At 74.2% G+C, this 2,765-nt stretch carries 4 protein-coding genes; all 4 read left to right on the forward strand.

Features of this window, described 5'->3' with window-relative positions:
- Nucleotides 1-2: 2 nt before the first annotated feature.
- The gene (locus tag EAD98_RS01065; RefSeq protein ID WP_233583666.1) at nucleotides 3-1,232 is read left to right on the forward strand and encodes a hypothetical protein; all 1,230 of its coding nucleotides are present in this window, start codon (nucleotides 3-5) and stop codon (nucleotides 1,230-1,232) included.
- 33 nt (nucleotides 1,233-1,265) lie between these two features.
- Nucleotides 1,266-1,706 carry a hypothetical protein gene (locus EAD98_RS01070; RefSeq protein ID WP_121652223.1) on the forward strand — a complete coding sequence of 147 codons (441 nt, stop codon included), beginning with the start codon at nucleotides 1,266-1,268 and terminating at the stop codon, nucleotides 1,704-1,706.
- 89 nt (nucleotides 1,707-1,795) lie between these two features.
- Entirely contained in the window at nucleotides 1,796-2,368 is a 573-nt protein-coding gene (locus EAD98_RS01075) for a GNAT family N-acetyltransferase (RefSeq protein ID WP_121652224.1), read from the forward strand.
- Nucleotides 2,369-2,408: 40 nt separating this feature from the next.
- Nucleotides 2,409-2,765, forward strand: a 357-nt coding sequence (locus tag EAD98_RS01080; RefSeq protein WP_233583667.1) for a type II toxin-antitoxin system Phd/YefM family antitoxin, incomplete at its 3' end; no start/stop codon positions are given.

Consider the following 2,765-nt stretch of genomic DNA (forward strand, 5'->3'; position numbering starts at 1 on the left):
GGATGCGCCGGTGGCGGAGCGGCCGGGGGACGGCGCTGGCCGCCCGGCTGGCCGGGACGGCGCAGGCCGGCGTACGGCTGGTCCGCCGGGTGCCGGCGCCCTGGCCGTACCTGATCGGCCTCTTCCTCGGCGCGAAGCTGCTGCTGACCCTGGTCGGGCTCCTGGTGCTGCACGCCTGGGACGGCATCCCCGGCGCGCCGCCGGCCGACGAGACGTTGATGTGGACGCAGCAGCGGGAGGTGTCCGGGCACCGGTGGATCTCCTTCTGGTTCGCCTGGGACGCGCTGCTCTACCTGCGGCTGAGTGAGCTGCCGCTGACCGGACCGTGGCGGGACTTCGGCTTCCCGCTGCTCTATCCGTTCCTGGCCCGGCCGGTCGGCGCGCTGCTCGGCGGCGACAACGCGCTGGCCCTGCTGCTGATCAGCAACGTCGCGTTCCTGCTGGCCCTCTGGTACGGCTACCGACTGGCCGAGCTGCTGCTCGGCGACCCCGACGCGGCCCGCCGGTTCACCCGGTACCTGGTGCTGCTGCCCACGGCCTTCCTGTTCCAGGCCGCGCTGACCGAGTCGCTCTTCGTCTGCCTCGCGCTGGCCGCGTTCTATCACGCGGAACGCCGCCAGTGGCTGCTGGTCGGCGTGCTCGGCTACTTCCTGGCGATGAGCCGGTCGGTCGGTCTGGTGGTCGCGCTGCCGCTGGCCCTGGTGCTGCTGCGCCAGCACGACTGGCGGCTCGGCCCGCGCGCCCTGCTCGGTTACCTGCGGATCGGCTGGCCGCTGCTGCTGCTGCCCGCCGGGTGGTTCACGTTCATGGCGTTCTGCCGGTGGCGGGGCGGGGACTGGTTCGCCTACCAGCACGCCCAGCAGGTCGGGTGGGGGATCACGGTGCAGAATCCGGTGCCGGTGCTGCTGGGCGGGCTGGCCGGGGAGGCGCGCGACGCGGCCCGGGTCTGGTTCGCCGTGGCCGTGCTGGCCGTGCTGGTGGCCGGGTTCCGTCGCCGGGAGGTGGCCTACCTGGTGTACGGCCTGCTCATGGTGTTCGTGCCGCTGTCGATGGGCCCGGCGGTCTACAAGAGTCTGCTGCGTTACCTGCTCGCCGCGTTCCCCGTCGCCCTGGTGCTGGCCCGCTGGGCACGCCGCGCCACCGTCGACGTGTGGCTGACCGCGACCCTCGCCCTGGTGCAGGGCGCGTTGTTCGTGCTCTGGCTCAGCTACTGGACCCACATGATCATCTGATTGGGTCGTCGGTCGGGCGGGCACGATGAGGACATGACCGAGCCACGGGTGCGCCTCGACGACCTGGGCGCCTGGGTGATCAAGGGCAACGCCGACGCCGTCGACCTGGCCTCCCGGTTCGCCCGCGAGCCCCTGGTGACCAGCTGGTGCGTACGACCCGGCTACCGGGCACGGTCGATGCGCGCGGGGCAGCCGGTGGTCTTCTGGGCCAGCGGCAGCCGCGGCCGGCTGCCGTACGGAGTGTGGGGAGTCGGCCGGGTCACCGGGGTGGCGGAGCCGGGGCCGCCGGGGCAGCCCTGGTCGGTGCCGCTGGACCTGCCCATCCTCGCCGAGCAGGACCGGGTGCCCCGGCGGTTGCTGCGCGCCGACGACCGGCTCGCCGCCCTGGAGGTGTTCCGCCAGCCGCAGGCCGCGAACCCGTCGTACCTGACCGTGGCCCAGTTCACCGCACTGCGTACCCACCTGCCGGCCTGAGCGCGGGCGTGACCGTGCCCCACCCGGGGTCCGGCCGGCGGGCCTGTGCGAACCTGCTACCCGACGTCCGACCCACCCCTGGAGGCCCGGTGTTCGCCCTGCCGCTGACCGAGGAGGTCGAGCTGCGCCCGCTGGACCCGTGGCGGGCCGAGGAGTTCCTCGCCAATCTGGACCGGGCCCGCGAGCACATCCAGCCCTGGGTGTCGCCGTCCTTCGTCGCCACCGACCTGCCCTCGGCCCGGGCGGTGCTCCAGCGGTACGCGGACCGTTGGGCCCGGGACGCGGGCGGCATCTGGGGCCTGTGGTGGCGCGGCACGCTGGTGGGCGGGGTCATGTTCGTGTCGTTCGACACCACGCTGGGCGTCTGCGAGGTGGGCTGCTGGGTGGAGCCCGCGGCGCAGGGGCACGGCATCGTCGCGCCGGCGGTCCGCCGGATCGTCGACTGGGCGGTACGCGAGCGCGGCATCCAGCGGGTGGAGTGGCGCACCAACGCCGACAACGCCCGCAGCATCGCGCTCGCCCGCCGTCTCGGCCTGCGCCACGACGGCACGCTCCGGCAGGTCTACCCGGGTCCGCACGGGCGGATCGACCTCGAGGTCTGGTCGGTGCTGGCCGACGAGTGGCTGGCCGGGCCGGCCGTGCCGCAGCCCACCGTCCACTGACGACGGCGTTTCTGTCGTACCCCGGCGGCACCATGCATCCATGGCCGTCCCCGCGCTCACCCCGCACCCCGACCCGCCGCGCTCCGTGCCGCTGCGCGAGGCGCGCACCCGGTTCAGCCAGCTCGTCGCGCTGGCCGAGCTGACCGACGAGGTCACCGTCGTCACCCGCGACGGCGATCACCGTCCGGTCGCCGCGATCGTCCCGGCCGTCGCCGCCCGCAGTGGCGCGCAGGCCCGCGCCGACTCCGACCGGCTCGCCACGGTCACCGCCGGCTGGGCCCGCCGCCTCGACGAGCAGCACCGGCACTTCATCGCCGCGTACGCCAACGCCAAGCTGGTCGCCTCGTACAGCAACGCCAAGCTGGGCCAGCTCTGGCAGGTGCTCACCCCGCTGACG

Origin of the sequence: Micromonospora sp. CV4 (assembly GCF_003667455.1) — a bacterium.
Classification (GTDB): Bacteria; Actinomycetota; Actinomycetes; order Mycobacteriales; family Micromonosporaceae; genus Micromonospora.

What these genes read in the sequence shown, in the direction of transcription:
- EAD98_RS01065 (WP_233583666.1), top strand. Translation starts at nt 3, where the DNA reads ATGCGCCGGTGGCGGAGCGGCCGGGGGACGGCGCTGGCCGCCCGGCTG.
- EAD98_RS01070 (WP_121652223.1), top strand. Translation starts at nt 1,266, where the DNA reads ATGACCGAGCCACGGGTGCGCCTCGACGACCTGGGCGCCTGGGTGATC.